We start from the raw sequence: 22982 nt of genomic DNA, 5'->3' as shown, positions 1-22982 counted from the left end.
TAGGTTCCTTTCTTGACGAAGCAAGCATCCATCGCAAAGGAAGTGGAGTCCGCCGATGACCAAAATCGCGATCATCCTTGGCAGCACCCGTCCCGGACGCAACGGGGAGGCCGTCGCCCGCTGGGTGTACCAGGTAGCCGCGCAGCGGACCGACGCGGAGTTCGAACTCGTCGACTTGCTCGACTACAAGCTCCCGCACCTTGATGAGGCGATGCCGCCGTCGTTGGGCCAGTACACGCAGCCGCACACCCTGGCGTGGGCTAACAAGATCGCCTCGTTCGACGGGTTCGTCATGGTGACGCCTGAGTACAACCACTCGACGTCAGGCGCGCTGAAGAACGCCATCGACTTCCTGTACGCCGAGTGGAACAACAAGGCTGTCGGGTTCGTCAGCTACGGCTCGGTCGGCGGCACTCGCGCCGTGGAACATTTGCGCCTGATCGCCGGCGAGCTCCAGATGGCCGACGTGCGGAGCCAGGTGGCGCTGTCGCTCTTCACCGACTTCGAGAACTTCAGCGTGTTCAAACCCAACGATTTCCAGCTTGAGTCGCTCACCGCGACGTTGGATCAGGTCGTGGCATGGAGCACGGCGCTCGCGCCGATGCGCGCCCGCTGAACAGGCCGCCCCACAAGCTGATCGCGACAGAGGCCATCTATCCCAGCCGGCTCGCGCAGCCGTTACTCGGACAAACCACGGACCAGGAGGAGCTCCATGGGAACGCTTGACGGGAAGGTAGTGCTGATCACCGGCACCGCAGGAGGTCTGGGTCGCGTCGCGTCGCTGACCTTTGCGCGAGAAGGCGCAAAGGTCGTCGGGTGCGACTTCCAGGTTGATGCCAACAACGAGACGTTCGAACTCGTCCGTCGCGCCGGCGGTGAAATGACGGGCATCGCGCCGGTTGATCTCACCGACCCGGAACAGGTGCGGCAACTCGTTGAGGACGCCGTGGCCGCCTATGGCGGGCTCGACGTGGTCTACAACAACGCGGCCATACAACGCTTCGGTCTGATGCCCGATTTCTCTATCGAGGACTGGCGAGTGACCATAGCCGGCGAACTCGACATCCCCTTCTTCGTATCGAAGTTCGCATGGCCGCACCTGGTCCGGCGCGGTGGCGGCGTCATCATCAACGTCGCGTCCGTAGCCGGCATGATCGCCGGTCAGGTCCCCCCGATGGTCGGGCACAGTGCGGCGAAGGCCGGCGTCATCGGTATGACGCGGCAACTCGCGCTTGAAGGTGCGCGCCATGGGATCCGTGCGGTGGCGATCAGCCCCGGGCCCATCCTGACCCCGGTCATTGACCGCGATCTCGGCGACAACCAGGCGGCCAGGGACGCGGTAACCGGCAAGACGCTCCTCAAGCGCTTCGGTCAGCCCGAGGAGATCGTCGAGTTGGCGGCCTTCCTCGCTTCTGACCGGGCGGCATACATCACAGGCGCCAACTACGCGGTCGACGGCGGCGCGTCCGCCTGGTAGCCCTACCGGGAGCTTGCGCAAATCGGACCGCCACGCTGAAGCGCTCGAACGTTTCGCGGCCCGTTCGCACACTAGCTCAGGTCCGCGGATCTTCCGGTGGCGAGGACCGTCCAGGTGGATGAGTCGCAGGGCCCTTGACGACCAGCGCGGCGATGACGTGCTTACGTGGGACGGTCACACTGTCCCCAGGATCCGCACGGCTTCCTCCTCGATCCGTACGGCTCGCGCCGCCAGTTCGGCCAGCTCCGCGAGGGTGGTCGCCCGCTTGGCCTCCTCCGGCGGTCGCCTGCGGTCTGGCGCCAGGTGTCAGCGCCCGGTTCGACGCTGTGGCCCGGACCAAGGGGGAGGTCCTCCGCCCGGCCGACGGTTCATGCACCCCGAACGTTCGCGCCCACGGTCCATCACAGGCATGCGGGGTCGCCAACGCCGTAGGGCGAGGGGTAAAGCGAGTGCGGGGCGATCGGTCATCCGGGGGGACGGACGAACAGTTCAAGGTGGGAGCACTGGGTGCAGCGGTAGGCGTCAATGGTCCAACGCGGCTTGCCCAAACGTCTAGCGCGGCCGAAAAGACCCCGTTCGAGGGCACCCTCAATCCAGCGGCCATAGCCCCTCGAGCCCTCACCGCTGTCCTCGATGAAGCCGGGTTGTAAGTCTTCTCCGCCGCATTGCGTGCATTTCATGACCGCAGTGTGCCAGCATGACCGTCTTGTCGCCCCGCGCTTGCCACCGGCGGTATGGACCCGCTTCTAGGCGCGTTCCGAACGGCAAGCAGGGGCCGCACGAGCCCGGCCGCCGCCGGTCCGAGGGGAGTGGGCCGAGCCCCTGCTGGCAGAATCGGGTGAGCAGACCTTCTCCCGGGGGAGCGCGTGTGATTGTGGACCGGGTTCTCGAGGTCGCGGTTCGAGCCGCGCGGGGCGCCGGTGAGCTGATCCGCGACTACGCGGCAGGCGATGGGATCCCCGTGGACTACAAGGACGGCTTCGAGCCCGTCACCATCGCGGACCTTGCCGCTGACGGCCTGATCCGTGATGCCGTGGCCACCGCGTTTCCCGGCCATCGCCTGCTGACCGAGGAGACCGCCGGGCCCGACTGGAGCACGGCCGGTTTCGACGGGCCGTTGTGGATCGTCGACCCGATCGACGGGACCGCCAATTACGCGCGCGGGCACCGCTACGTCTCCGTGTCCATCGCCTACGCCGAGGACGGCGTCGTGCGTGCCGGTGTCGTGCACGCGCCGTTCCTCGGCGAGACCTTCACCGCCGTCAAGGGCCGAGGCGCCTTCCTCAACGGCACGCCGATCCGCGTGGGTGCTCCCGAGAGCCTCAAGCGGTCAATCGTCAGCACGGGCTTCCCGCACGACAAGACCGATGTCGAGCCGCTGGTCGAACGCGTACGGCGGCTGCTCACCCACTGCCAGGACATCATGCGTGGGTCCTCCCCCGCACTGGACATCGCCTGGACCGCCTGCGGCCGCCTCGACGCCCACACCGAGGCGCTGTTCCCATGGGACATCGCTGCGGCCGGGCTCATCGCCACCGAGGCCGGAGGCAGGCGCGGCAGCCTGCTGCCCGTCCCCGACGGCATCCCGCCCGACCTGTACGGCGAGGCCTTCATCGTGGCCGCTCCCGCCATCTACGACGAGCTCGTCACGCTCCTGACCGCTTGAACCGGGGGACTTTCAGCCGGCGATCACTTGAGGGTGGAGGAGACCACCGCTGGTCTGCCGGCGCCACGGTAGAAGATGCCGGGGAAACCCGGGGTCTCGAATCCGGCGCTGCGGTTGCGGCGCAGCGTCGAGTGGTCGATCGTCAGGGTGCCGGTGAGGTCGTTGCTGACGAAGAAGACGGCTCCGCCGCCCTCCTTGGCGTAGTTGTCCTGGATGATCGAGCCGGCGATCCGTACGGTGAACCGGTTGCCGTCGGTGTAGACGGCCCCGCCGCTGCCGCCGCCCGGCGTTCCGCCGCGTGCGGGGTTGGCGCCCCGCCCGATCGCCTTGTTGTGCGTCATGACGCTGTTGAGCACCACCCAGGACACCCCGATGCTGCTCAGCGCGCCACCGTTGGAGCACACGCCGCCCAGGCCGGCGGCTCCTCCGAACGTGCTGCTCACGATGTACACGGGCAGGCGGCGAGCCTGGTCGAGCACGCGGATGGCCGCTCCGCCCAGGTCGGGGCCGGTGGAGTCGCACCGGTTCCGGATGAACCGTGAATTGACCACCTTGATCCGGCCGCCGCGCGCGAAGATGGCGCCGCCGCCTCCCCCGTCCACCCGCTGACCGGTGGCGTTGCCGTCGGCGAACGTGAGGTTCTGCACGGTGAGCTGGGGCTGAGCCTGGTCGTCGCAGTGCGACGTGGTCCATCCCTGGGCCTTGTCACAGGTGTTCATGTAGAGGATCCGCCGTGTGCCGCCGCCGCTGAGCGTCACCTTGCCGCCGCCGTCGAGGACGACCCGGGCGCTGGCGTTGCGCACCTTCGCGGTGGCCCGCATCGTGATCGTCACGGGAGCCGGGCCGCAGGAGAAGGTGATGATCCCGCCCGCCGCGACCGCCTTCACCACGGCCTGCGACGTGCAACTCGCCGGCGTGCCATCGCCGACGACCCGCGTCGGATGGGACGTGTCGACCGCTCGCGCCTCGACCGGCACGACGGCATGGCCGTTCGGGTTGCCGAAGTGCGGCCCCGGCGTCCCGGCCTGCGCGGACGGCAGGCGCGCGCTGCGCGGCGTCGCTTGGGACGTGGCCGCCTGGCCGGGCAACCCCCATGCGGCCAGGACGATGCCGGAGATGAGTGAGGTGACCGGGACGACGCCACGTCTGAGTCGCATGGGGCCCGATGCTACTGCGGCGTCGGTGACCGCATGGCCGTCTTTGTTGGGTTCCATCCAACCTCGCCGTAAACGAGCGAAGTTGTCGATGTCGCCCTGGGCGTGCCTCGGAATGCGACACTGCGCTCGCCGCTTCCCCCGATGCGACCTGAAGCTTCGTCCGGCCGGCATCTCGCGGGATATCCTGAGGCTGGCATATCCATTGATCATGACGGTTTGCAGCAGACCTCCAGGGCTTTCTGCACAACCGGAGGTTCACTGCAAAACCGCTCAACGATCCCAGGACAACGACGCGAGCAACATCGGTGGGCCCCAGGGCCGCGAAGCCTGACATCGGCGGTCCGACGGCCTCGTCCAAGGAAGGCGACGTCCCTCCCAATGTCCCTGACATGGCTGGCGCGGTCCTCATCGTGACCGCCTGCGGCCCCTCCTACGACGAGGCCGCGATGCGGACAGAGATAGAGAAGGATTTCAGCCATCGTGTGACGGACTCGGACTGGGCCACCTGGCTGAAGCTGTCCGGCGACCTCTGCGACAGCGCTGACTACGACTTCGAGGTCACCGTGGGAACCTTTCAAGTCACGGACCACATCAACCGACTGCGGATCATGGTGCGTAACCTCTGCCCCGAGCGGTCGGGCCAGCTCGAGCGGGTGGCCCGCGAGGCGGAAGCCGGCGGCTGACGAGGTCAGGCGGGCGGGGCCGTACGCCCCGGTTCCGCGCCCGTTGCGCCGGCCCGACGCCGTGATCGGCTCCCGGACCGCTCGGTGGGACGGCAGGTGGACTTCTCGTGAAACCCTGGCGAGCATGAGCAGCATGAGCGTGTCCCACGCCGCGCCGGGCCCCGCCGCACCGCTTCCGACCGCCGCGGGCGCAACCGGACCGGGCCTCGCCGTACGGCTGAACGCTGGTGGACCCGCCTCCGCCGCGCAGGAACGGTTCGACCGCCTGATGCACGCGGGCTTCTTCACGGTCTGGCTCGCCTCCCTGGTGCGGTACCTCGCGTGGTGCGGCATCGTGGCGTCGGCCATCCCGCGGGTCGGGTTCGCGATCCTCTTCGCCCTGGTGTACCTGAGCGGCGTGCTCGTGTGGCGGCGGCCCGGCCGCGCCCGCTACGTCTGGCTGGCGGCGGTCGTGGTCACCTGGACGGCGTTGACCGTGACGACGCCAAGCTTCAGCTGGTGCGCGGTCCCGCTGTTCTTCCTCGCGCTCCGCGTGCTGACGATCCGCGCCGCCGTCGTGGTGGTGGCCTACCTCGCCGTGGTGGCCGCCGTGGTGGGTGAGATCCACGCCCGCAAGACGTGGGACCCCAGCCCGTTGCTCGCACCCGTGGCCATCGCGGTCATGAGCATGATCAACAACCGGCAGCTCCATCGGGAGAACACCAGACGGCAGGCGCTCATCGACGACCTGCTGCGCACCCAGGAGGCGCTCGCCGGCTCAGAGCGCGCGGCGGGTGTGCTGCAGGAACGCATCCGCCTGTCGCGCGAGATCCACGACACGCTCGCCCAGGGCCTGTCCAGCATGCACATGCTGCTCAACGCCGCCGACCAGGAGTGGGCCACCGCCCCGGAACAGGCCCGCGCGCATGTACGGCAGGCAGCCGCCGCGGCCAGGGAGAACCTCGCAGAGGCACGCCGGTTCGTCCGCGACCTGGCCCCGCCCGCTCTGGACGACTACACGCTGGCGGGCGCGATCCAACGGCTCTGCGCCGACACCGAGCGGCCTGGGCTGACCGTCACCTTCCGGGCGGTCGGCGAGCCGTACGCGCTGGGGGTGGACGTCGAGATCGCGCTGCTGCGGGTGGTTCAGGGGGCCCTGGCCAACGTCGTGCAGCACGCGGGGGCGACCACGGTGGTGGTGACCCTGACCTTCCTTCCCGACGTGGTGAATCTGGACGTCTGCGACGACGGCGTGGGCTTCGACCCGGCGGCCCCGCGAGTGGCCCCGGATCGGGGGTTCGGGCTGCCTGCGATCCGGCAACGGGTGGCGGCGCTCGGCGGCAACGTCGCCGTGGAGAGCGCACCGGGCGAGGGAACCGTCATCGCCGTGTCCGTGCCGGTGCTCGACCCGGCCGACGACGACCGGCAGCCCCTCAATCGCCAGGCCGGCGACGAGCAACCCGGCGACCGCCAGCCCGACGGCCGGCAACCCAGGGAGTCGTCAACCGGCGACCGGCAACCTGGCGATCCGGGGCCCGGGGAGTCGTCGACCGGCGGGCGGCGGACGAGAGAACCGGCGACCGGAGGCCGGCGGTGACGCCGCAGACGGGCCCGCTGCGCATACTGCTGGTCGACGACCACCCGATCGTCCGGTCCGGCCTGGCCGCCCTGCTCGCGGCCCAGGGCGACTTCGAGGTGGTCGGCGAGGCCCGAGAAGGCGCCGAGGCCGTACTGCTGGCCGACACGCTGCGGCCCGACCTCGTACTGATGGACATCCAGATGGGGTCGGGCGTCGACGGGCTGGAGGCCACCCGGCAGATCCTGGCCCTCCCCGACCCGCCAAAGGTGGTCATGCTCACCACGTACGACTCCGACGCGGACATCCTCCGGGCGGTGGAGGCCGGGGCGGCGGGCTATCTCCTCAAGGAGTCGCCACCGGACGAGCTGTTCCACGCGCTGCGGACGGCCGCGGCCGGTGAGACCGTTCTCTCCCCGCCCGTCGCGTCACGGCTGACACAGCGGGTCCGCGCGCCGCAGCTCGCGCCGAGCCAGCGGGAGATCGAGATCCTGGAGCTGCTCGCCGCCGGCCGATCCAACCGGGAGATCAGCCGGGCGCTGTTCATCAGCGAGGCCACGGTCAAAACGCACCTCGCCCACATCTACGACAAGCTCGGAGTGGACAACCGTACGGCGGCCGTACGGACCGCGGTCGACCGGCGCCTGATCCGGCTCGCCTGATCGGCTCGTGCGCGTTGGAGCTCCTACGGCCTTGACCGTGGCGGTGGGCAGCCTCCAGGCTGGTCGGCGTGCCGTACGCCTCGACTGATCGCGAGCCCGCGCCCATCCAGCCGGGTCTGGTCTCGGTGACCTTCCGGCAACTACCGGCCGAGTCGGTGGTGGAGCTGGCCGCGCGGGCGGAGCTCGCCGCCATCGAGTGGGGCGGCGACATCCACGTCCCGCATGGCGACCTGGACGCCGCCCGCCGTGTCGCGGCGATGACCGCCGACGCGGGCTTGGCCGTGGCCTGCTACGGCTCCTACTACCGCCTCGGCCATTCGCCGGCCGAGGGCTTGGCGCCCGAGACCGTGGTCGAGACCGCGGCGGCGCTGGGCGCTCCCACCATCCGGGTGTGGGCAGGAAGAATCGGCAGCGCCGAGGCCGACCCGGCGTACTGGGAGGCGGTCGTCACCGACGCCCGCCGGGTGGCCGAGCTGGCCGGTGCCGCCGGGATGACCGTGTCGTTCGAATACCACCGCAACACCCTCACGGACACACGGGAGTCGGCCCGGCGCCTGCTGGACGAACTGGGCGACGTTCCCATCCGCACGCTGTGGCAGCCCGCACCCGAGCGGGCTCGCGCGGAGAACCTCGGCGACCTCCGGGACGTGCTCCCCTGGTTGCACCACGTTCACGTGTTCACCTGGACCGCGACCCGCGAACGGCTGCCGCTGGCGGACGGCATCGAGGACTGGGCCGCCTACCTTGACGTCGCGTCGGACGGCGGCGCCCGCTACGCCCTGCTCGAATTCGTGGCCGGGGACAGCCCGGCCCAGTTCGCCGACGACGCGGCCACCCTGGTCACCGCCCTGAGCGCGCCGCGACCCGGGAACCGGTGAAATCGCGCTTCTCTCCGCACCATTCGTGGACCTTGACGCCGTCTCCGGATCGACAAGACGATCGACAGATGGTTTCACGCGCAGGCGCCACCACGGCAGGCCTACTCGTGCTCGCGCTGGTCGGCGCCTGCGACAGCGATCATGCCGCCGAGCGGGTCTCCCTCAAGCGCCGGGCGTCCCCTGCGGCCGAGGCGACGTCCGTATCCTCTCCGCCTCCCAGTACAGGCGCGCAGCCGTCGGACACCGCGACCGTCGTCCTGCCACCTGTCATCTCGACGTCCGGCGTGTTTCCGTCCATGGCCCCCAGCACAGGCGCGCAGCCGTCAGACACCGTGCCCATCATTCCCCCACCTGTCATCGCGACCTCCCTGGCAACGCCCATGGCGACCTCTCCGCCCCTGCCGGTGTCCGGTCCGCCGCGTTTCTTCGTCACCGCGAGGCACCCACTCTTCTACTTCCCGCAGGGGTCCAAGACGGCGATCTCCACCCCGGTACGGCCTGCCGTACACGACGCCAAGACGGGCGCGTTTGTGGCCGACATCCCGCTGCCGCCGGGGGTGCTCTCCTCCTGGCAGCTTGTGGCCGCGGCGCCCGACAACCGCACCTTTGTGCTGTCCGGATGGACGGGTCCGGACTCTCCCATCCGGTTCTTCCGGGTCAGCCTCGCCGAGAACGGCCAGCCGGGTGATCCGATGCTCATTCCCGGATTCGAGAGCGACAAGTCAGACCCCGGCTCCGCCGTCGCCCTGAGCCCGGACGGCAGCAGGCTCGCCTATGCCTCCGTGGTCATAGGTGGTGAAGCGAAGGTCTCCGTCGTCGATGTCGCCACGGGACAGCGCCGCGACTGGATCACGCGCACGCCTTCCACGGTGAGCGGCCTGGCGTGGGCCCCGGACGGCCGACGGCTCGCGATGGTGGTCTGGGGTTGGGGCGTCGGCGTCCTCGATCTCGGCTGGCAGGGATCCGACCTGCTGGCCGGCGCCCGCCTCGTCAGACCGGCCCAAGACTCGCGACTGCTGCATTCGGTGGCCTACACCCCTGATGGCAGTGCCCTGATCTATTCGGCCAGTCATGACATTGAGCGCGTGCCCGTCGATGGTGGGGAGGAACCGCGGGTTCTCGCGCGGCTGACGTTGCCCCCGGCCTCGTCCGGGACCCTCCCTTTCAGTGTTGATGGAACCGGACGCTACCTGCTCTACGTGAACCGCTGGCGGAGCTTCCGGGTCGATCTGGTCGATGGTTCCACCACGTCGGTGCCGATCAAGGTCGGTGAGCACTCAGGCGAGGGCGATTCCCCGCAGGCCGCCTGGTGATGCCCATGTAATGAACAGGGCGGCGGCCGGTCGCGACAGGCTACCGGGGCCAGCGCTGCAATAGGTGAGATAAGGGTTCCGGAGATGTCTGTATCAACTCCGGGACCCGCCCCCCTGCCATACGCCACCCCCGCCGACACAAAGGAGGTCAAACAATGAGCACACCCGTCAAAGCGCTCGTGACCGCCACGAGCGCGAGCCTGATCGCGGTCATCGCCGCCACCCTCGCCGGCGCCCACCTGTTGCTGTGGGCGGTGTGGGCGGCACTGGCCGCCGTGACGATCGCAGTGGTCGCGATCGACAGACGCCGCGAGGTCTGACCAACCGCCGAACAGGCTGCACGGACACCGCGTCCGTGCAGCCTCCACCGACGATGGGATGATCGCGCGGGACGACGAGCGCCGGTGCTACCGAATGGGGCAGCGTTCAGGCTGACCGGACCGGCTGACGCCATGGGTCAGGGCCCCTCGGCTTGGGGCTCCGCGAGGTCGCTTGTGACCCCCGCTTGCCGAGACGACGTCTTGTCAGCGTACGGAGCGACCCCGATCATTCTCTGCATGCGGGACGTCAGGAGGCGAGCCACCGCGGAGCCGGGCGATGATGGCCGCGACCTCGAGGTAGGCCCCGGCGTCCTCCCAGAGCCCTCTTCACTCCGAATCATCCGCGACGATCCGGCCCAGGGCGCGCACTGCCAGCGCCCGCCGTATCGCCGGGGGCTTCCGGATCGAGCCGGAAGCCCCGCCCCTAATCAGGTCAATCAGACGCATTTGACACTGTAGGGAACCGCCGGTGTCTCGTAGGTCTTGTCGCCGTACTTCATCGTCAGCTTCCAGTGACCGGTCTCGCTCTGCGCCGGGTTCCACACCAGATCCGCCGAACGACGCTCCATCTGGTCACCGGTAAACTCGACGGTTCCCGTCGTACCCCAGGCGGTCCATTCACCACCCGTCGGTTTCTTGAACCACTGGTATTCGACGTTTCCGGTGAAGCTGTGAGCGCCGATGGTGGCGCGGTTTCTGATCTGCCCGCCGGGGCATTTGCCGGTGTAGTCCGACAGCATTTCCACCATGGTGAAGTCGCGGTCGGCGTCGACGCAGGCTGAGCTGTAGTTCACCGCCGGGGAGACGCTGCCGTTGTTGTGGATCTTGAGCGCCACGGAGCCGGACGTCGCGTCCTTCTCGCCCTGGAGTCCGAGCTTGATGACGTCCCACGTCCACGGGCCGGTGCCGCTTGAGCCCGCCGAGTCGGTGAGGCCGATGGGCTGGCCGTTGTGCACCCACTCGTAGGTGATGTCGGCGGGGCCGCGCGGTGCGCTGATGGTCCCTAACATATTGAGCGTCATCGGCGGGCGACATGGCTGGCTCCAGTTCCCAGCGAAACGCACCTCCGTCACCGTGCCGTAGGCTCCCGCCGGGTTGCCGTCCTGGCAGGTCACGTTGAACCAGGTCGTGGCCGCGTCGGCCGCCGGGCTCAGGACTTTGAGGGTGACCGAGCCGGTCTCCCCCACTTGGTGGTCGTAGGGGATAACGCCACGCGAGCCCGGCTCTCCAGTGAACGTCAGCTTTCCCGATGGGCTCTTGCCGCCGCGGTCGTTGACCCATTCGTAGGTCACCTCTGCGGGAACCTTGTTGACCGTCACCTTGCCGGTGAAGCGCAGCGTCAGCGGGCAGGTGCCGTTGTGGATGGTCGTGTCCGGGTCGACGGTCGGCGTCGCCACCAGTGGCCCGGTGTCGCAGGTGACGGCATAGGTGGCGCGGCTGGAGACGGAGGGATCCGGCCTGAGGACGCGGACGGCCCTCCACTCTGTGCCGCTTTCGGTGACGTTCAGCGTGGTCGTGAGAGTACGGCTGCGCGGCCCACCGGCGCGGAAGACGCGTACTGGATCGCCCCCTCACCCGTGTCGCTGTCGATCCACTGATAGGCGACCCGCGCCGGGACCCGGGAAACCTGCAAGGTCGCGGCGAAATCAACCTTCGCCGGGCATGACCCGGAGTAGCTGGAGGGCGTGGCACTCACGGACACGGCTGCCCGGATCGGCTTCGCCGGCGGATCCACCGGAAGCGGATTCACGCCGTCGTATCCGGGCTCATGCCCCGTGCAGGTCACGGTGTACGACGCCTTGCCGGAAAGCCGGGGGCGCGCGCCGAGAAGCTGGACGGCCTGCCAGCCCTTGGCATTCCCGTCGAAGACCTGCCGGTCTCGCACGGTGACTGTCCTGCCGCCCCGGACTACGATCGTCTTGACCGGCCCCTGTGGTGCCGTCAGCGCGTACCCAGCGATAGCGCACGACGCCTAAAGGCCCCACAACTCCGGCTCCAGCCGCGCTCCAAGCTCCGCGCAAAGCCCCCGGCGCGCAGGCGCCCGGTCACACCGGCCTCCGGCGGCACAGCGCCGCCCCGGCCGCCTCCGGCAACACAGTTCCGCCCCGCCGTGGAGAAGAGCAATCACGGCGATGCCGGGATGGCACCGACTGGCAGAGGCTGGCCGTACATCGGACACGCTCCAGCTGGAGGCAAGCGGTGGGTCAGGCGGCTGGGCGTGCGGTGGTCCTCGGCGCGAGCATGGCCGGGCTGCTGACCGCGCGGGTCCTCTCGGAGTTCTACGATCAGGTGACCGTCGTCGACCGGGACCAGATGCCTCCGGGCATCGGGCACCGGCGCGGCGTGCCCCAGGGACATCACGTGCACGCGTTGCTCGCCCGGGGCGCACAGGTGCTCGATGAGCTGTTCCCGGGCCTGACCTCCGAGGTGATCAACGCCGGCGCTCCGAGCGCCGACCTGCTCGGGGGCATCCGGTGGCTGCTGTCGGGTCATCGGATACGCCAGATGGAGATCGGCCAGCCGGTGCTGTTTCCCAGTCGCCCGTTGCTGGAAGGGCATGTGCGGGCGCGGGTGCTCGCGCTGCCCGGCGTGCAGATGGCCGCGGGTCATGACATCGTGACGCTGACCACGACCGCGGACCACCGGGCCGTCACCGGCGTATCAGTGCGCGGGGACGACGGCGAGGTGAAGACCATACCCGCCGACCTGGTCGTCGACGCTTCCGGCCGCGGGTCGCGCACCCCGCTGTGGCTGGAGAAGATGGGTTACCAACGCCCGCCGGTCGACAAGATACATATCGGGGTGGGTTATTCCTCCCGGAGCTACCGGTTGCCGCCGGGCGCGTTGGGGACTGACCGGCTCATCCTTCTCAACTGGACCCCGCAACACCCCAGAGCCGCCGCTGTGGCCGCCCAGGAGGACGGGCGGTTCCTGGTCACACTGGCCGGAATGCTCGGCGATCATCCGCCGACCGATCCCGGCGAGTTCCTCACCTTCGCCGCGGGACTTCCCTTCGACGACGTCCACCGCGCGATCCGCGATGGCGAACCACTCGGCGACCCGGTCGCCTTCCAGTACCCGGCCAACGTCCGGCACCGCTACGAGAGGCTGTCTCGTTTCCCCGACCGGTTGCTCGTGCTCGGCGATGCCATCTGCGGGTTCAACCCGATCTACGGCCAAGGCATGACGGTGGCCGCGCTGGAGGCCGCCACCCTGCGCCGGCTGTTGTCCGGCGGACGGCCGATCACATGGCAGCGCTACTTCAATGCCGTCGCGGGCGTGATAGACGTGCCGTGGGAGATCGCCACCGGCACCGACCTGGCCTTCCCAGGCGTTCAAGGCCGGCGCACGGCGAAGATCCGCATGGTCAACGCCTACCTTCCCCGGCTGCACGCCGCAGCGGCCACCGACCCCGCCCTCGCCGCCGCGTTCGTGCGCGTCACCGGGCTGCTCGACCGCCCGGAAGGGCTCCTGCGGCCCGACCGCCTGCTCAGGGTCTTCCGCAGCCGTCGCACACGCTGACGTGCCATGGCCGGAGGTGAACGGCAAGGGCGCGAGCACCCCCGGGGCGAGGGTCCGACCGCTGAACCGCGCCTGAACCCTCTCAGCCGGAGACGCGGCCCTGTTGCCGGCGGACGGGGTGGCTGAACGGCGCGGCGCGCCGGTGCACGCGGCGATTCGGGGAACGGGGACGTGCGGGCGAGGGAGCCGCCATGCGGAAGCGCCGCTTCACGGCCTCCACGAGCGCCAGATAGACCACCAGGACGGCCGCGATGGTCCCGAGGATGGCCGGCGGGATGGGGGCCAGCCCCAGGTCCGGCCTGAAGGGCGTGTACGGCAGCGCGAGGCCGATCGCGACGACGCCGGCCACGGCCAGGACGAGGGCGGGACCTGGGCGGCTGCGCCAGAACGGGGCACGGCGGGTCCGGACGATGAAGATCACCAAAGTCTGGGTGGCGAGCGACTCGACGAACCAGGAGGCCCGGAACAGCGGCGCCCCGGCGTGGAAGACCCGGAGCAGCAGCGCGAACATGGTGAGGTCGAAGACGGAGCTGAGCGGCCCGAAGACCAGCATGAACCGGCGGATCAGCCCGAGGTCGAACCGCGAGGGCCGGGCGAGCTGCTCGGCGTCCACCGTGTCGGCCGGGATGGCGAGCTGGCTGGCGTCGTAGAGCAGGTTGTTCAGCAGCACCTGGCCGGGCAGCATCGGCAGGAACGGCAGGACCGCCGAGGCCGCCGCCGCGGAGAACATGTTCCCGACGTTGCTGGCCGTCCCCATGAGCAGATACTTGATGGTGTTGGCGAAGATCCGGCGGCCTTCGACGATGCCGTCGGCCAGCACGCCGAGGTCCTTCTCCAGCAGGACGACGTCCGCGGCGTCCTTGGCGACGTCCGTTCCGGAGTCGACCGAGATCCCGACGTCGGCCCGGTGCAGGGCGAGCGCGTCGTTGACGCCGTCGCCGAGGTAGGCGACGTCGAGGCCGCCTCGCCGCTGGGCGGCGACGATCCGGGCCTTCTGCTCGGGGCTCACGCGCGCGAACACCGTGGTCGAAGGCAGGGCCGCAGCGAGGGCGTCGTCGTCGAGCGCGGCCACGTCGTCACCGGTGAGCACGCCTCCGGCGGGCAGGCCGATCTTCTCGCACACGTCGGCCGCGACCGCCGGATTGTCCCCGGTGAGGATCTTCACCGTGACCCCGAGCCTGGCCAGGCGGTCGACGGCGGCCGCCGCGCCGGCTTTGGGGGCGTCGGTGAAGACGAGGAAGCCCACGAGTCGGAGGTCCGTCTCCACGTCCCCGCGGTCGCCGTCGCCGGTGGCCACGGCGATCAGGCGGGCCCCCTCGGCGAACAGGCGCTCCGCCGTCGCGTGCGCTTCGCCCGGTACGGCATGGCAACGGCCGAGGACGGCCTCCGGCGCCCCTTTGGTGATGGTGAGCCGGTTCCCCGGCTTGTCCTCCACCACAACTGAGGCCATGCGGCGGTCGTGGTCGAACGGCCGCGCGGCGATCACCCGATAGCCGTCGGGGCTCCGCCCCGCCCCAGACTGTCCCGCCCCAGCCTGCCCCGTCGCCGCGTGCACGGCGTCGTCCAGCGGGTTGGAACCCGGCGGGTCGGCGCACAGCAGGGCGTAGCGCAGCACGTCCGTGTCAGGCGTCCCGTCCGGGCGCAGCGTCTCCCGCAGGGTGATCCGCGCCTCGGTCAGGGTGCCGGTCTTGTCGGTGAACAGCACCTCGACGTCGCCGAGATCCTCGATGACCACCAGCCGCTTCACCAGGACCTTCAGCCGGGTGAGGCGGCGGGCTCCGGCGGCGAGGCTGGTGGTGACCACCGCGGGGAGCAACTGCGGGGTGACGCCGACCGCGATCGCGAGCGAGAACAGCAGCGCGTCCAGCAACGGGCGGCCGAGGACCAGGTTGACGGCGAAGACCCCGGCGGTGAGCGCCGCGGCCACCCACACCAGCAGCCCGGAGAACCGGCGCAGCCCGACCTGGAAGGCCGTCTCGGCATGCCGCTCGCCGAGCCCCACGGCGATCTTTCCGAAGGCCGTGCCGGCGCCGATCTCGGACACGACGCCAGTGCCGGTGCCCCCGGTGACGACCGTGCCCATCAGCGCGGGGTCGCCCGGCTTCTTGCGTACGGGCATCGACTCTCCGGTCAGCACCGCCTCGTCGCACTCCAGGTTCTCGACGTCCGTCAGGCGCAGATCAGCCGGGACGACGACCCCGAGCCGCAGTCTCACCACGTCGCCCGGGACCAGCTCAGTCACGTCGCGCTCGGTCAGCGTGCCGTTCCGGAACACCTGCGCGCGGTGGCGCATCCGCTCGTGGAGCGCCTCCACCGCGCGCTCGGCGCGATACTCGTTGACGAAGCCCAGCCCGACGCTCAGCGCCACGATGACGCCGATCACCACCGCGTCCGTCCGCTCGCCCACGAAGAAAGACACGGCCGCCGCGACCAGCAGCAGCATGAGCAGCGGGCTTCGCACCTGGCGGGCGAGCACCAGCCACGGACGAGCCCGATGGTCCCGCAGGACGTTGGGGCCCGTCCCGGCCCGGATCGTGGCTGCCCGCTCATCGGTGAGTCCCATCACCAGGGGCGGCTCCGCGAGCTGGACCATGGGCGAATTCTCCTTGCTGTGTCACGGCGGCCGCCACAGCCGGAAACCGCTCCCCAAGCCTCCGGCTCGCCGTACGGCCGGGGCAGAGGCGCACGACCTCCGCGGCGTGGGACGTTGGGCCCTTCCTCGCCACAGCGTCCACCACCTGGTGCCGTCCCGCGAACCCGGGCCGGCCGGGTGCCGCCCGCGCGACGCGCACGGCCCACAGGCCGTGTTCAGGGACTCCCTAGGTCCACCGATTTCGGGCCCTTCGGCCCTCCTCGCGAGGCGCGGCGGGCTGGACGCTGGAGACCTCAATGAGCTGGACACCCCCAATGAGAGGAGACGGGACAATGCGCGCATCGCTCGTCACCGGCTTCGACCGCCCGATCGAGATTCACGACCTGCCGATCCCGGAGATCCAGCCCGACCAGGTGCTCGTCCGTGTGGAGGCCAGCGGCCTGTGCCACACCGACATTCACGCCGCGCGTGGCGACTGGCCGGTGAAACCGGCTCTGCCGTTCACCCCCGGCCATGAGGGCGTCGGCGTGATCGAGAAGGTCGGATCGGCCGTCACCGGCCGGGCCGTCGGGGAGCGGGTGGCGGTCCCATGGCTGGGCTACGCCTGCGGCACGTGCGACTACTGCGTGAGCGGGCGTGAGACCCTCTGCGAGTCGCAGCTGAACATGGGCTACGCCCTCAACGGCGGCCACGCCGAGTACGTCGCCGCGTACGCCGCCCACGTGGTCCCCGTGCCCGCCGGCGTGAACCCGTTCGAGGCCGCGCCCCTCACCTGTGCCGGTGTGACGACCTACAAGGCCGTCAAGGTCTCCGGGCTGCGGCCCACGGAGCGTGCGGCGATCTTCGGCATCGGCGGCCTGGGACACCTGGCCCAGCAGTACGCGCAGATCTTCGGCGCCGACACCATCGCCGTCGACGTCACCGAGGAGAAGCTCCGCCTCGCCCGCGAGCTCGGCGCGGCCCACGTCGTCAACGCCGCCGCCACCGACCCGGTGGCCGCGATCCGGCAACTGGGCGGGGCCGACGTCGCCATCGCCCTGGCAGCCGACCCGCACGTCCTGGAGCAGGCGCACGCGTCCCTGCGCCGAGGCGGCCGGCTCGTGCTGGTCTCCCTGCCCCGGGACAACGCGATGCGCCTGCCGATCTTCGAGACGGTGCTGGGCGGGATCAGCGTGATCGGGTCCATCGTGGGCACCCGCGCCGACCTGGCCGAGGTCTTCCGCCTGCACGCGGCCGGCCGTACGACGGTGAAGTACGAGACCCGCAAGCTGGACGAGATCAACCGGGCCTTCGAGGACGTCCTCGCGGGGCACGTCCCGGCCCGGCTCGTCTTCGCGCTGTGACCGCGTTGGCGGAGCGCCGGTGAACTCTTCGCGAGCTCATGCGGGTCTGAAACACCGTAGAGCGGAGCGCGATCGCGACACCGCAAGCCACGCCCTCACGACCACGCGCTCAGGCAAGCGCATCACGCGCTCCCGCGACAAATCACGCCACGAAAGGTGTTCCATGACAATCACCGATTCCGGGACGGCCGGCGCCTCCGTGACGGCGTGGACGAGCGGGGCCGTCGCCTGGCTGCGGCTGTCCGTGCTGTGTGCGCTCCTGGCCGCGGCGGGCAACATCGCCGGGCTGGTGAACGTCGGCGGCGTCTACGGCAAGGAGACCAGCGCGTTCGTCGACCAGGCGATAGCCCAGGACGCCGTCAACCTCGCCGTGGTCTCCCCCGCGATCGTCGTCCTGGCGGTCCTGGCCCGCCGGGGCTCCCTCCGCGCGTACCTCATGTGGCTGGGCGGCCTGGCCTTCACGACGTACAACTACGTCATCTACACGATGTCGGTGCACGTCGGGCCGCTGTTCCTGGTCTGGGTCGCCGTCCTCGGGCTGTCGGCGTTCTCCCTCATCGGCGGCCTGGCCGCGCTCGACGTTCGGGCGGTCGGAGACCGGTTCGGCCACGCGCCGCGACGGCTGGCGGGGTGGTTCCTCATCGCCGTCGCCGCGCTGTTCACGCTGCTGTGGCTGAAGGACATCGTGCCGGCGATTCTGGACGGCCGCGCGCCGCAGAGCGTGAGCGAGCTGGCGCTGCCGTCGAGCCCGGTGCACGTGCTGGACCTGTCGTTCTTCCTTCCCGCGGCCTTCGCCACCGGGGTGCTCCTGCTCCGGGGACGGCCCTGGCCTTACACCACCGCTCCCGGTCTGCTCGTCTTCCTGGCGCTCACCGGCCTGCCGATCATCGTCACTCCGTTCGTCGCCGAGGCGCGCGGCGGCGAACCCGCGTGGGGCGTGCTCCCGCCGATCGGGGTGATCACCATCGCCTGCCTCGCCGTACTGGCCGGCTTGACGCGTGGCGCCACCCCGCCGAGGCGGTCAGACGACGCCCGCACCCGGGTCTGATGGATCTAACAGCCGGGCGCCGTGGCCGGAGGCTTGACCACGGCGACGGCGCAGGCGGCGTGATGCAGCAGGCCCTGGCTCACCGAGCCCAGCAGCCGGGCGCGGACGCCCCCGGCTCCGCGTGACCCCACGACGATCAGCCGTGCCTCGTGCCCGTATGAGAGCAGGGCGGGCAGCGGCCGTTCCCCGACGACACACGCCGTGATCGCGACGCGCGACCGGCGACCGGCCCCCCGCGATGCGGCAAAGCCCGGTACGGCAAGCCGTGATTCGGCGAGCCACGGCTCGATGAGCTCCGCGAGCATCCGCTCCGCTTCAGTGATTCGATCGGCGCCGGACCGGTCAGCACCCCGCTCGGCGTCCGGCCGGTGAGCATGAGGGACGCCGGCATCGGACTGGCCGGCATCAGGGCGGTCGGCGGTGGGGGCGCCGGTTGCCTCCCCCAGGGCGTGGACCACTCCCAGGGGCAGGCCGCGTCCGGCGGCGATCCGGGCGGCGAAGTCCATGGCGGCGCGCGAAGAGGGGGACGAGTCGACCCCCACCACCACGCCGCCTCGCTCGTCGTCCGCGCCCCCACCCGCTCGGACGACGACGACGGGGCAGCTCGCGTGCGCGGCGGCATGCGCGCTCACCGATCCGAGCAGCAGCCCGGCGAATCCGCCCAGCCCTCGGTGGCCGACCACCAGCGTCGAGGCGTCCCTGCTCAGTGAGACGAGCTCCTCCCGGGGGTCTCCATGGAGCAGGACCGGGCGGATCTCTCTGCCGGGCAGCAGCCGCTCGGCCAGCTCGACCCCCTCGGCCAGGCAACGGCTCGCGAGGCGGCGTTCCCCGTTGGCGGTCGCCTCGGCCCTCGACGCATAGGGCCCGGCCCACACCTGGCAGATGGTCAGCCCCGCCCGCTCAGCCCTGCACTGCCCGGCCGCCCACTCCACAGCGGTACGGCTCGGCGGCGATCCGTCGTAGGCGACGATGACTTCCCGATCCATGCCGCTCACGTGCCCAGGCACCGGTTCACTTGCCCGGCGCGCTTTCCCCGGTACGACTTCCCCCGGTCGGTTTCCGGCCCCACATCGACATACTGTATGCGCCGCCACCAGGCGCGACGGTCGCCCGTGTCACCCGGGTTCCCGGGTTCCCGGGTTCCCGGGTTCCCGGGTTCCCGGGAAAAGTGTGCATGATCACGTGCGGCAAAGCCGGAGGAGGTCGCTCGCCAGGACGGTGGACAGGGCCGCGCCGAGGGCCATCGCCCAGCCGAGCGGCGGCAACGGCACGAGGGCGAGGAGGGCGCCGAGCGGGGGGACGGTCGTCGCGAGAGCCTGCAAGGCCGCCGTGGCGGCCACCGCCACGAGTACGGCACGCCCGCGCCACCAGCCGCCCTCGAACGTCCAGCGGCGGGCCCGGACCACATACGCCAGGGTCAGGCGGGCGAAGACGAGGGCGAGCACGGCCTCGCTCCGGACCTCCTCCGCACTCCAGCCGAGGCGGCGGGCGACCTCGACGGCGGCGAAGACGAGCACGCCCACGACGAGCGCGCGAAGCGCGACCAGGCGCAGCACCCGCCAGGACAGCAGGCCGTCCCGGCGCGGGCTGACGGACAGTGGATCCCCCGCGGGCCTGTCGACGCCGAGCGCGATGGCGGGGATGCCGTCCAGAGCCAGGTTGATCCAGAGCAGGTGCACGGGAAGCAGCGGCACGACCAGATCCGGCCACAGGAGCAGGCCGGCGAGGACGATGAGGATCTCCGCGAGGTTGCCCGTGAGCAGGTAGCCGATCATCGAGGCCACGTTGTGGTTCAGGCGGCGGCCCTCGCGCACGCCGATAACGATCGTGCCGAGCTCGCCGTTCGTGACGACGACCGCGGCGGCCTCTCGGGCGACGTCGGTGCCCTCGTCTCCGGCCATGGCGACGCCGACGTCAGCGTGGCGCAGCGCCGGGGCGTCGTTGACGCCGTCACCGGTCATCGCCACCACCTCGCCGTTCCCACGCAGCGCGTGGACCAGGTCGAGCTTGGTCGCCGGATCCACCCGGGCCAGGACGGCGGCCTCGCGCAGCCGGGCCGCTCTGTCGGGCCCGTCGAGCGCGGACCCGGTCACCACGGGTTCGGGGTGGATGCCCACCTCCTCGGCGACCGCGCGGGCGGTGTCGGCGTGGTCGCCGGTGACCATGACGACGCGGATGCCGGCGGCGCGGCAGTCGGCGACCGCCCGGCGGGCGGAGGCGCGGATCTCGTCCCGCAGCGCGACGAGGCCGACCGGGCGGAGCCCGTCCGCGTCGAGGTCGTCGGTGTCCTTCTCGGCGAGCGCGAGCACCCGCAGGCCCCTCCGGGCGAGATCCGGTACGGCTCCCGCCAGCCGGTCGGTCTCCCCTCCCGCGGCGCATCGGGCCAGCACCACCTCGGGCGCCCCCTTGAGCGTGAGCAGCGGCACCGTTCTCATTTCTCCGCCGCTCACTTGTCCGCCGGCCCCGTCCATGACGGCCGCCGTGGTCACCGCCATCGAACGGGTGTCGGCGTCGAATGGGCGCATGGCCAGGCGTGACTCACCGGGCGCGAGCCGTACCCCGTGGTTCTCGGCGGCGGTGGCGAGCGCCACGTCGACCGCGTCGCCGAGCCCGTCGCGGGCGTCGTTGCAGCGCAGCGCGGACCGCCACAGGTCGGCCCCGGGCACGGCCACCTGGTCGATCACCGTCAGATGTCCCGTGGTGAGCGTGCCGGTCTTGTCGGTGGCGATGACCGTGGTCGCCCCGAGGGCCTGGATGGCGGACAGCCGCCGGACGATCACACCGAGCTTGGCCATGCGCTGCGACCCCAGGGCCAGGGCCGTGGTGACCGCCGCGGCCATGCTCTCGGGGACGGCGGCGATGGCCAGCGCGACTCCCGCCAGGATGATGTCGCCGAGCGCGGCCTCGCCCCGGCTGACCCGGGTCAGGCCTATCAGGATCATCACACTTCCCGCGGCAACGGCGAGGACGCCGATGCGCCGCGACACCTTCGCCAGCTCCAGCTCCAGCGGCCCCTTGACGCCGCCGTGCAGGGCGGTGGCGATCCGGCCCATCTCGGTGCGGGCGCCGGTCCGCTCGACCTCCGCCACGCCGGTGCCCCGGACGACCAGCGTCCCGGAGAACAGCTCTCCCCTGCGATCGCCCAGAGGCGTGCCGGGGTCCGCCGGGCCGGTGGCCCGCTTGTCGGCGGACAGCGACTCCCCGGTGAGCATCGCCTCGTCCACGGCCAGCGCGCTCGCCTCGACCACGCGGGCGTCCGCCGGGACGCGGTCTCCGGCCGCGATCTCGATGACGTCGCCCGGGACGATCTCGGCCGCGGGCACTCTCCGCACGACACCGTCCCGGCGGACCTTGGCCATGGGCGCGGTGAGGGTCCGCAGCGCCCGTACGGCCCGGTCCGCCCTGGTCTCCTGGGTCACCCCGATGACCACGTTCACCAGCAGGATGGCCAGGATCGCCGCCCCTTCGGGAACCTCGCCGAGCACGACCAAGGTGACCAGGCCCGCGATGAGCAGCAGGATGGACATCGGATCGGCGAGCTGACGCGCGGCCCGGACCGGCAGGCTCGGCGGCGCGGGCTGCGGGAGCTCGTTGGGGCCATGTCGGGCGAGCAGCCGCGAGGCGGCCTCCTCCGAGAGACCGGGCAGGGTCGGCACAGCGGTGGTGTCCATGCCGTCAGCAGATCACGTGAGACATCGGCGGATCTTCGGGCGAAGGCCCCGCCTCGACGGGACCTTCGGCACGACCCATTGACGGACCTTCGATCCTGCGCGACCTACCACGGCCACGTCCAGTCGCGGATCTCGGCCGGGTCCTCGCCGTGCTCGCGGGTGTGGATCCTCGCGCGGAGGCGGGCGTCGGCCATGTGCTGGCGCAGATGGGCCGCCCTGGTCTCCAGGCCGGGGATCCGGTCGATGACGTCCATCACGAGGTGGAACCGGTCGATGTCGTTGAGCATCGCCATGTCGAACGGCGTGGTGGTGGTGCCCTCCTCCTTGTAGCCGCGCACGTGGAGGCTGTCGTGGCCGTGCCGCCGGTAGGTGAGCCGGTGGATCAGCCAGGGGTAGCCGTGGAAGTTGAAGATGACCGGCCGGTCCGTGGTGAACAGCGCGTCGTATTCGGCGTCGCTCATCCCGTGCGGGTGCTCCGACGGCGGCTGCAGCCGCATCAGGTCGACGACGTTGACCACGCGGACCTTCAACTCCGGCAGGTGCTCGCGCAGCAGCGCCGCGGCGGCGAGCGTCTCCAGGGTCGGCACGTCACCCGCGCACGCCAAAACGACGTCCGGCTCCTGGCCCTGGTCGGTGGAGGCCCAGTCGAGGATGCCCAGCCCGCGCGTGCAGTGCGCGATCGCCTCGTCCATCGTGAACAGGTCGAGCACCGGCTGCTTACCCGCCACGACCACGTTGACATAGTCACGAGAACGCAGACAGTGATCGGCCACCGACAACAACGTGTTCGCGTCCGGCGGCAGGTAGACCCGCACCACCTCGGCCTTCTTGTTCACCACCACATCCAGGAACCCCGGATCCTGATGACTGAACCCGTTGTGGTCCTGCCGCCACACATGCGACGACAACAGATAGTTCAACGACGCGACCGGCCGCCGCCACGGAATCCTCCGGCTGGCCTCCAACCACTTGGCATGCTGATTGAACATCGCATCCACGATGTGGATGAACGCCTCATAACAGTTGAACAGCCCATGCCGGCCGGTCAGCAGATACCCCTCCAGCCACCCCTGACACAGGTGCTCACTCAGCAC

Annotated in this window: 18 protein-coding genes and 1 pseudogene; 12 read left to right on the top strand and 7 right to left on the bottom strand. The window is 70.6% G+C overall.

The window, feature by feature from the left end:
• The first annotated feature begins 55 nt into the window (after nt 1-55).
• From ABH927_RS26130 to ABH927_RS26120, 3 genes are all read left to right on the top strand, one after another.
• Nucleotides 56-616, top strand: coding sequence for an NADPH-dependent FMN reductase (locus ABH927_RS26130; protein WP_370025734.1), 561 nt, complete (start codon nt 56-58; stop codon nt 614-616).
• A gap of 96 nt (nt 617-712) precedes the next feature.
• On the top strand, nt 713-1477 hold the full coding sequence (locus tag ABH927_RS26125; RefSeq protein WP_370025733.1) for an SDR family NAD(P)-dependent oxidoreductase: 765 nt from the start codon (nt 713-715) through the stop codon (nt 1475-1477).
• 874 nt (nt 1478-2351) lie between these two features.
• Entirely contained in the window at nt 2352-3143 is a 792-nt protein-coding gene (locus tag ABH927_RS26120) for an inositol monophosphatase (RefSeq protein ID WP_370025731.1), read from the top strand.
• Nucleotides 3144-3166: 23 nt separating this feature from the next.
• Here ABH927_RS26120 and ABH927_RS26115 read toward each other — a convergent pair whose 3' ends face one another.
• Entirely contained in the window at nt 3167-4300 is a 1134-nt protein-coding gene (locus ABH927_RS26115) for a hypothetical protein (protein ID WP_370025730.1), read from the bottom strand.
• A 389-nt stretch (nt 4301-4689) separates the two neighbouring features.
• Here ABH927_RS26115 and ABH927_RS26110 point away from each other — a divergent pair, with 389 nt between their 5' ends.
• The 6 genes from ABH927_RS26110 (at nt 4690) to ABH927_RS26085 (ending at nt 9711) form a co-directional block, all read left to right on the top strand.
• Nucleotides 4690-4983 (top strand): hypothetical protein, encoded by a 294-nt coding sequence (locus tag ABH927_RS26110; protein WP_370025728.1) that lies wholly within the window; start codon nt 4690-4692, stop codon nt 4981-4983.
• 124 nt (nt 4984-5107) lie between these two features.
• Nucleotides 5108-6559, top strand: a complete 1452-nt coding sequence (locus tag ABH927_RS26105) for a sensor histidine kinase (protein WP_370025725.1) — start codon at nt 5108-5110, stop codon at nt 6557-6559.
• Nucleotides 6556-7200 (top strand): response regulator, encoded by a 645-nt coding sequence (locus ABH927_RS26100; RefSeq protein ID WP_370025723.1) that lies wholly within the window; start codon nt 6556-6558, stop codon nt 7198-7200. The genes ABH927_RS26105 and ABH927_RS26100 overlap by 4 nt, the downstream gene beginning before the upstream one ends.
• A gap of 68 nt (nt 7201-7268) precedes the next feature.
• Nucleotides 7269-8078 (top strand): sugar phosphate isomerase/epimerase family protein, encoded by an 810-nt coding sequence (locus ABH927_RS26095; RefSeq protein ID WP_370025722.1) that lies wholly within the window; start codon nt 7269-7271, stop codon nt 8076-8078.
• Nucleotides 8079-8146: 68 nt separating this feature from the next.
• A complete protein-coding gene (locus ABH927_RS26090; RefSeq protein WP_370025720.1) occupies nt 8147-9391 on the top strand; it encodes a hypothetical protein in 1245 nt (414 codons plus the stop codon).
• 155 nt (nt 9392-9546) lie between these two features.
• Nucleotides 9547-9711 carry a hypothetical protein gene (locus ABH927_RS26085; RefSeq protein ID WP_370025718.1) on the top strand — a complete coding sequence of 55 codons (165 nt, stop codon included), beginning with the start codon at nt 9547-9549 and terminating at the stop codon, nt 9709-9711.
• Nucleotides 9712-10148: 437 nt separating this feature from the next.
• On the opposite strand, the gene ABH927_RS26080 is transcribed toward ABH927_RS26085, so the two are convergent.
• Nucleotides 10149-11108, bottom strand: a complete 960-nt coding sequence (locus tag ABH927_RS26080; protein ID WP_370025716.1) for a hypothetical protein — start codon at nt 11106-11108, stop codon at nt 10149-10151.
• Between the two features lie 107 nt (nt 11109-11215).
• The gene (locus tag ABH927_RS26075; protein ID WP_370025714.1) at nt 11216-11596 is read right to left on the bottom strand and encodes a hypothetical protein; all 381 of its coding nucleotides are present in this window, start codon (nt 11594-11596) and stop codon (nt 11216-11218) included.
• A 314-nt stretch (nt 11597-11910) separates the two neighbouring features.
• Between ABH927_RS26075 and ABH927_RS26070 the strand changes: the two genes are divergently transcribed.
• Nucleotides 11911-13233, top strand: a complete 1323-nt coding sequence (locus ABH927_RS26070; RefSeq protein WP_370025712.1) for an FAD-dependent oxidoreductase — start codon at nt 11911-11913, stop codon at nt 13231-13233.
• Nucleotides 13234-13315: 82 nt separating this feature from the next.
• Here ABH927_RS26070 and mgtA read toward each other — a convergent pair whose 3' ends face one another.
• A complete protein-coding gene (mgtA, locus tag ABH927_RS26065; protein ID WP_370025710.1) occupies nt 13316-15826 on the bottom strand; it encodes a magnesium-translocating P-type ATPase in 2511 nt (836 codons plus the stop codon).
• Between the two features lie 332 nt (nt 15827-16158).
• On the opposite strand from mgtA, the gene ABH927_RS26060 reads away from it, so the two are divergent.
• Both ABH927_RS26060 and ABH927_RS26055 read left to right on the top strand, forming a co-directional pair.
• The gene (locus ABH927_RS26060; protein WP_370025708.1) at nt 16159-17169 is read left to right on the top strand and encodes an alcohol dehydrogenase catalytic domain-containing protein; all 1011 of its coding nucleotides are present in this window, start codon (nt 16159-16161) and stop codon (nt 17167-17169) included.
• A gap of 163 nt (nt 17170-17332) precedes the next feature.
• Nucleotides 17333-18217 carry a hypothetical protein gene (locus tag ABH927_RS26055; RefSeq protein WP_370025707.1) on the top strand — a complete coding sequence of 295 codons (885 nt, stop codon included), beginning with the start codon at nt 17333-17335 and terminating at the stop codon, nt 18215-18217.
• A gap of 5 nt (nt 18218-18222) precedes the next feature.
• Here the strand turns inward: ABH927_RS26055 and ABH927_RS26050 are convergent, their stop codons facing one another.
• From ABH927_RS26050 to ABH927_RS26040, 3 genes and pseudogenes are all read right to left on the bottom strand, one after another.
• Nucleotides 18223-19203: a universal stress protein gene (locus ABH927_RS26050; RefSeq protein ID WP_370025705.1), complete on the bottom strand. Its 981-nt coding sequence runs from the start codon at nt 19201-19203 to the stop codon at nt 18223-18225.
• Between the two features lie 192 nt (nt 19204-19395).
• Nucleotides 19396-21888 (bottom strand): cation-translocating P-type ATPase, encoded by a 2493-nt coding sequence (locus ABH927_RS26045; RefSeq protein ID WP_370025703.1) that lies wholly within the window; start codon nt 21886-21888, stop codon nt 19396-19398.
• A 104-nt stretch (nt 21889-21992) separates the two neighbouring features.
• A pseudogene (locus tag ABH927_RS26040) lies at nt 21993-22982 on the bottom strand (phosphoketolase); the annotation flags it as partial.

This window comes from Planotetraspora sp. GP83 (genome assembly GCF_041262585.1).
Lineage (GTDB): Bacteria > Actinomycetota > Actinomycetes > Streptosporangiales > Streptosporangiaceae > JAOEGB01.
Note: the sequence above shows the minus strand (reverse complement) of the source record. Positions and strands in the feature narration are given on the sequence as shown.